The 6033-nt window shown below is 69.7% G+C and carries 7 protein-coding genes; all 7 read right to left on the minus strand.

Going from position 1 to position 6033, the window contains the following annotated elements; genetic code table 11:
- Nucleotide 1 precedes the first annotated feature (1 nt).
- Nucleotides 2–1291 (minus strand): KGGVGR-motif variant AAA ATPase, encoded by a 1290-nt coding sequence (locus IEZ00_RS17335; RefSeq protein ID WP_189224281.1) that lies wholly within the window; start codon nt 1289–1291, stop codon nt 2–4.
- Nucleotides 1288–1731, minus strand: coding sequence for a hypothetical protein (locus tag IEZ00_RS17340; RefSeq protein WP_189224282.1), 444 nt, complete (start codon nt 1729–1731; stop codon nt 1288–1290). The genes IEZ00_RS17335 and IEZ00_RS17340 overlap by 4 nt, the downstream gene beginning before the upstream one ends.
- Nucleotides 1732–1818: 87 nt before the next feature.
- Nucleotides 1819–2601, minus strand: coding sequence for a succinate dehydrogenase iron-sulfur subunit (locus IEZ00_RS17345; RefSeq protein ID WP_189224283.1), 783 nt, complete (start codon nt 2599–2601; stop codon nt 1819–1821).
- A complete protein-coding gene (sdhA, locus tag IEZ00_RS17350; protein WP_189224284.1) occupies nt 2601–4352 on the minus strand; it encodes a succinate dehydrogenase flavoprotein subunit in 1752 nt (583 codons plus the stop codon). The genes IEZ00_RS17345 and sdhA overlap by 1 nt, the downstream gene beginning before the upstream one ends.
- Before the next feature lie 22 nt (nt 4353–4374).
- Nucleotides 4375–4785, minus strand: a complete 411-nt coding sequence (locus tag IEZ00_RS17355) for a succinate dehydrogenase hydrophobic membrane anchor subunit (RefSeq protein ID WP_189224285.1) — start codon at nt 4783–4785, stop codon at nt 4375–4377.
- A 2-nt stretch (nt 4786–4787) separates the two neighbouring features.
- Nucleotides 4788–5213: a succinate dehydrogenase, cytochrome b556 subunit gene (gene sdhC / locus IEZ00_RS17360; protein ID WP_189224286.1), complete on the minus strand. Its 426-nt coding sequence runs from the start codon at nt 5211–5213 to the stop codon at nt 4788–4790.
- Between the two features lie 205 nt (nt 5214–5418).
- Nucleotides 5419–6033 (minus strand): hypothetical protein (locus tag IEZ00_RS17365; RefSeq protein WP_189224287.1); only part of this gene is annotated, 615 nt, incomplete at its 5' end.

The raw sequence follows: 6033 nt of genomic DNA on the forward strand, positions 1-6033 counted from the left end.
CCTACCCGGTGATCAGCTCGGTGGCAGTGGCGAGGAACGACTCGTACGCGGCTCTGATCAGTGGTTGCGAGTGCCAATCCCCTTGCCGCTTGGCGTTCAGGCCGACCAGCTCCGACGTGAAGAGGATGGGCAGTGGGCTGTGCGGTGCGTCCGCGTCGCCCGGTGCGAAGTTGAAGGAGCCCGGATCGGACGAAGTCGTGTCGTCGTACAGGAAATCCGCGAAACACTGCTGGGCGTTGTCCCGAAACGCTTCGAGGTAGCTGCTCGCCTGAGCGGGCGGCACCATCGAGGCGACCATGCGCAGCCGTTGGCGCACCCGGTCCAAGTCGGCCGGGGTGAGGTTGTCGCGCCACTGCTTGAACAGGAAGCCGTAGCCGGTCCACGTGTGCGTGTTGTCGGCGGCGAAGAGCAGGCTCAGATCGCTGAGCTGGGTGATGGCGACCGCCGCGATGTCGTGGATGCCCGCGCGGCTGTCCAGCAGGACCACGTCGGGACGTCGGCTTCGGCTCTCCACCTGGTCCTCGCACGCGCTGATGGCGTCGTCGAGCCGATCGCCGAACCCGCGCGTCCGACCGTCCGGGCCAGGGGGGAGATCGGTGTAGACGCGGTTGAGCTTGGCCATGTAGTCGTGCGCCGGTGAGGGGCGTCCCGCCGCGGCGGCGACCCACACCTCGCCGTTCCCGGACGTGAGGAGCACCTGGCTCTGGGAGACCAGGTCCAGGCCGTCCTCGTTGCCGACCGCGGCTTCCACGAGGTGGTCGATGATGCCGTGCTCGGGGAGGTTCTCCTCGTGCTGGAGCAGGGCTCCCACACCGGGTGATTCGAGGTCCAGGTCGACCACCAGGACGCAGTGGCCCAGCGCGGCCAGGTGCTCGGCCAGCACCAGGGTGGCGGTCGAGCGGCCGACGCCGCCCTTGAAGCCGTACAGGGTGGTGCGCTTGCGCGGCGGGGCGTCGTCGGGCCTGGTCCAGTCCGCTCCGACGACGCTCCGCTCCAGGACCGCCAGGCTGCCCCGGTCACCGCTGCGCGCTTCGCGGACGTGCAGGTCGGGCGAGTTCAGCACCGAAGTCCGGTCGAACATGTCGTGCGTGGACAGGATCGGCGCGGGAGCGGCGAAGCGGCCGGTGCCCTCGCGGAACCTCTCGACCGCCCCGGCGGGCACCGGGCCGTCCACCACGAGGGACACCCGGCCGATCAGGTCCCTGACCAGGACGACGTCGGACCCTCCTCGACGCACCTCGTCGGCGGAAGCCAGGGCGTGCGCCCACGCGTCGTCGAAGCGGATCGTCATGGCAGCGCCCCGTCGATTGTCGCCCGTTCGTGGATCGCGATGATCCGAGCCGCGCTCGCCAGGTGTTCCGCCGCCCTCGTCGCGGTGATGTGGGTGCCGTCGCTGTAGCGCTCGCTCACGTCCCAGCGGGAGAAGGGGTTCTCGTCCGTGATGAGCTCGACGAACTGCGCGCCGTTGCGCCCCCGCGCGACCAGGGGCATCTGGTCCCAGAGGTCGGGGAGGTGGCCGAGTTTGTCTTGAGCCAAGGTGTGCTTGGGCTTTCCCGTCGGAGTCACCACGCCGCCCAGGTGCTCGACGATGATCGCCTTCAGGCCGCACTCGGCCGCGACTCCGGCCAGGTGGTCGGCGTTGCCGTGGCGGCCCAGCTCGGAGAGTGCTCGGGCGTCGGCGTGGTGGCGGCGCGCGGCGTCGCCGAACGCGCTCCAAGGTGGCCCTGACACCGGCACAGACTACCGCGCTGATCACCCGCGCCAGGTGCGCGAGAAGGGGGTGTCCGGGAATCCCGGACACCCCCTTCTCGCGGGTGGTCAGACGCGCTTGAACAGCAGGGCGCGCTTGACCTCCTGGATGGCCTTGGTCACCTGGATGCCGCGCGGGCAGGCGTCGGTGCAGTTGAACGTGGTCCGGCAGCGCCACACGCCGTCGACGTCGTTGAGGATGTCCAGCCGCTCCTCGGCGCCCTCGTCGCGGGAGTCGAAGATGAACCGGTGGGCGTTCACGATCGCCGCCGGGCCGAAGTAGGAGCCCTCGGTCCAGTACACCGGGCACGACGTGGTGCAGGCCGCGCACAGGATGCACTTGGTGGTGTCGTCGAAGCGCTCGCGGTCGGCGATGGACTGCACCCGCTCGCGGGTCGGCTCGTTGCCGTAGGTGATCAGGTACGGCTTGACCGCCCGGTACGCCTCGAAGAACGGCTCCATGTCGACCAGCAGGTCCTTGTGCACCGGCAGGCCCTTGATGGGCTCCACGGTGATCGTGGTCGGCTTGCCGCCGCCCGCCAGCAGGTCCTTGAGCAGCACCTTGCAGGCCAGCCGGTTCACGCCGTTGATGCGCATGGCGTCCGAGCCGCAGATGCCGTGCGCGCAGGACCGGCGGAAGGTCAGCGTGCCGTCCAGGTACCACTTCACGTAGTGCAGCAGGTTCAGCACGCGGTCCGAGGGCAGCGCGGGGATCTCGAACGAGTCCCAGCGCGGCTCGTCGTCGAACTCCGGGTTGAACCGGCGGACCTTCAGGGTGATGGTGATCGCGCCATCCGGGACCGGCGGCTGGGCGCCGCGCGAGCCGGTGGGGGCTTCAGCGGTAGCGGTCATCAGTACTTGCGCTCCATCGGCTGGTACCGGGTGAACGTCACGGGCTTGTAGTCCAGCCGGATGTCGGCGGACAGGCCCTCACCCTGCTTGTAGTACATGCTGTGGCGCATGAAGTTCGTGTCGTCGCGGTTGGGGTAGTCCTCGCGCGCGTGGCCGCCGCGGGACTCCTTGCGCGCCAGCGCGCCCACCACCAGGACCTCGGCCAGCTCCAGCAGGAAGCCCAGCTCCACGGCCTCCAGCAGGTCGGTGTTGAACCGCTTGCCCTTGTCCTGCACGGTGATCCGCTGGTAACGCTCCTTCAGCGCCTGCACGTCGTGCAGGGCCTGCTTGAGCGTGTCCTCGGTCCGGTACACCGACGCGTTGGCGTCCATGGTGGCCTGCAGCTCGGTGCGGATGTCGGCCACCCGCTCGTGGCCGTGCTCGGACAGCGCCAGCTCGATCTGCGCCTGCACGCCCGCGGCCGGGTTCTCCGGCAGCTCCACGTGGTCGTGGGAGAGCGCGTACTCCGCGGCGGCGATGCCCGCGCGGCGGCCGAACACGTTGATGTCCAGCAGCGAGTTGGTGCCCAGGCGGTTCGCGCCGTGCACCGACACGCAGGCGCACTCGCCCGCGGCGTAGAGGCCGGGCACGATGTTGTCGTTGTCCCGCAGCACTTCGCCGTGCACGTTGGTGGGGATGCCGCCCATGGCGTAGTGCGCCGTCGGGTACACCGGCACCGGCTCCTTCACCGGGTCCACCGCCAGGTAGGTGCGGGCGAACTCGGTGATGTCGGGCAGCTTGGTCTCCAGGACCTCCGCGCCCAGGTGCGTGCAGTCCAGCAGCACGTAGTCCTTGTTCGGCCCCGCGCCGCGGCCCTCCAGCACCTCCAGCGCCATCGACCGGGCCACGATGTCGCGCGGCGCCAGGTCCTTGATGGTCGGCGCGTAGCGCTCCATGAACCGCTCGCCGGAGGCGTTGCGCAGGATCGCGCCCTCGCCGCGGGCGCCCTCGGTGAGCAGGATGCCCAGGCCCGCCAGGCCGGTCGGGTGGAACTGGTAGAACTCCATGTCCTCCAGCGGCAGGCCCTTGCGGAACACGATGCCCATGCCGTCGCCGGTCAGCGTGTGCGCGTTGGAGGTGGTCTTGAAGACCTTGCCGAAGCCGCCGGTGGCGAACACCACGGACTTGGCCTGGAACACGTGGATCTCGCCGGTGGCCAGCTCGTAGGCCACCGCGCCGGTGCACACCGGGCCGTCGGCGGTCTCGGTCAGGCAGATGTCCAGGACGTAGAACTCGTTGAAGAACTCGATGCCGTGCTTGACGCAGTTCTGGTACAGCGTCTGCAGGATCATGTGGCCGGTGCGGTCCGCGGCGTAGCAGGCGCGGCGCACCGCGGCCTCGCCGTGGTTGCGGGTGTGGCCGCCGAACCGCCGCTGGTCGATCTTGCCCTCGGGCGTGCGGTTGAACGGCAGGCCCATCTTCTCCAGGTCGAGGACCGCGTCGATGGCCTCCTTCGCCATGATCTCCGCGGCGTCCTGGTCGACCAGGTAGTCACCGCCCTTGATCGTGTCGAAGGTGTGCCACTCCCAGTTGTCCTCCTCGACGTTGGCCAGCGCGGCGCACATGCCGCCCTGGGCCGCGCCGGTGTGGGACCGGGTCGGGTACAGCTTGGTCAGCACCGCGGTGCGGGCGCGCTGGCCGGACTCGATGGCCGCGCGCATCCCGGCGCCGCCCGCGCCGATGATGACGACGTCGTACTTGTGGAACTGCATGTCGGCGTACTCCCGCGGCCGGTCAGTCGGTGATGTTCGGGTCGAAGGTGAAGATCACGTACGTGCCGAGGCCGATGACCAGCACCATGGACGTGAACAGCAGCACCTTCAGCCAGAACCGGGTGGCGTCCTTGCGGGCGTAGTCGTTGATCACGGTGCGCAGGCCGTTGCCGCCGTGGATCTGCGCCAGCCACAGCATCAGCAGGTCCCAGAACTGCCAGAACGGCGAGGCCCACCGGCCCGCCACGAACCCGAAGTTGATGCGGTGCACGCCGCCGTCGAGGATGTTCATGATGAACAGGTGGCCCAGCACGAGCACCACCAGCGCCACGCCGGAGATCCGCATGAACAGCCAGCTGTAGAGCTCGAAGTTGCCGCGGCGGGCGGCGGGCCTGCGCGGCGAGCGGGGCTTGTCGAGAACCAGGTCGCTCATGGTCAGTGCCCTCCGCCGAGCAGGTCGGTCACCGTGCGGACCATCATGAAGTAGGTGCCGGGGATCATGACGGCGACCCAGATGCCGAGGATGGCCCACAGCATGGGGCGCTGGTACTGCGTGCCCTTGGACCAGAAGTCGACCAGCATCACCCGGATGCCGTTGAGCGCGTGGTAGAGCACCGCGCCGACGAGGCCGACCTCGAACAGGTTGACGACCGGGTTCTTGTAGGTCTCGATGACCTTGTCGTAGGCGTCCGGCGACACCCGCACCAGCGCGGTGTCCAGTACGTGCGCGAACAGGAAGAAGAACGTCAGCACACCGGTGATGCGGTGGGCGACCCAGGACCACATGCCCAGGTCGCCGCGGTAGAGCGTTCCGCCTCGCCGTGAGGTGCCCTCCCGCTCGGTGGCGGTGGTGCCGGCCATCAGCAACGGCCTCCAGCGTCAGTGGTGGACTGGTCCAGGTACGTGCGTACGGGACCTTGACTCACGGAATGCTAGTCCCGCCCCCTGCGGCCGACCCCATGGCCTGACCTCTCTGTGACTGACGAGACACGCCCTGGTGGGACGCGGTTCACTGGACCGGTTCACCAGGGCGTGACGTGTGCCACCCGAGGGGGTGAAGCCCCCCTCAGAACGTCTCGTAGCCGACCACCTGACGCTGCTCCACCGTGCCGTCCGGGTGCGTGACCGGGGTGATCACCAGCACCGCCCGCAGCCTGATCCGCTGGGTGGCCTGCCCGCTGAACGGCCCCAGCTCGGCGACCGGCCTGCCCGGCTCGTGCAGCTCCACCACGGCGCGCAGCTCGGTGGCGATGAGCCGGGCGGTGAGGTCGCGGGCGTTGCGCCACCCGGCGTCCTCGGCCGCGTCCCGCCCCGGCGTCCAGTGCCGCTGCTCGACCAGGGCGTTGTAGAGGTGCCCGTTGTGCGCCGGCCGCTGCACCGTGTGCCGCGCCACCTCGGTGAGCACGGTGGTCTGGCCCAGCGCGCCCGCCACGACGTTGCCGCGCAGCCCGGCGGGCGTCTGGCCCGCCGCCTGCGCCAGCACGGCGTACAGGCCGTGCTGCGCGGGCTGCGGAACCTGCGGCAGCAGGTCGTAGTAGACGTGGCGCATGGTCTGCTGCGCGGTGCTGAACGGGTCCGACACCGCCACGTTGTGCATGGCGTGCACCTTGTGCGCCGGGTCAACGCCGCCGTAGCCGCCGTTGGTGATCGGCTGCGGCGGGAACGGCGGCAGCGGCGCGGG

The organism is Saccharothrix coeruleofusca, assembly GCF_014648515.1.
Lineage (GTDB): Bacteria > Actinomycetota > Actinomycetes > Mycobacteriales > Pseudonocardiaceae > Actinosynnema > Actinosynnema coeruleofuscum.

Coding starts and splice junctions, on each gene's coding strand:
- IEZ00_RS17335 (WP_189224281.1), bottom strand. CDS start 1,291: ATGACGATCCGCTTCGACGACGCGTGGGCGCACGCCCTGGCTTCCGCC.
- IEZ00_RS17345 (WP_189224283.1), bottom strand. CDS start 2,601: ATGACCGCTACCGCTGAAGCCCCCACCGGCTCGCGCGGCGCCCAGCCG.
- sdhA (WP_189224284.1), bottom strand. CDS start 4,352: ATGCAGTTCCACAAGTACGACGTCGTCATCATCGGCGCGGGCGGCGCC.
- IEZ00_RS17355 (WP_189224285.1), bottom strand. CDS start 4,785: ATGAGCGACCTGGTTCTCGACAAGCCCCGCTCGCCGCGCAGGCCCGCC.
- sdhC (WP_189224286.1), bottom strand. CDS start 5,213: ATGGCCGGCACCACCGCCACCGAGCGGGAGGGCACCTCACGGCGAGGC.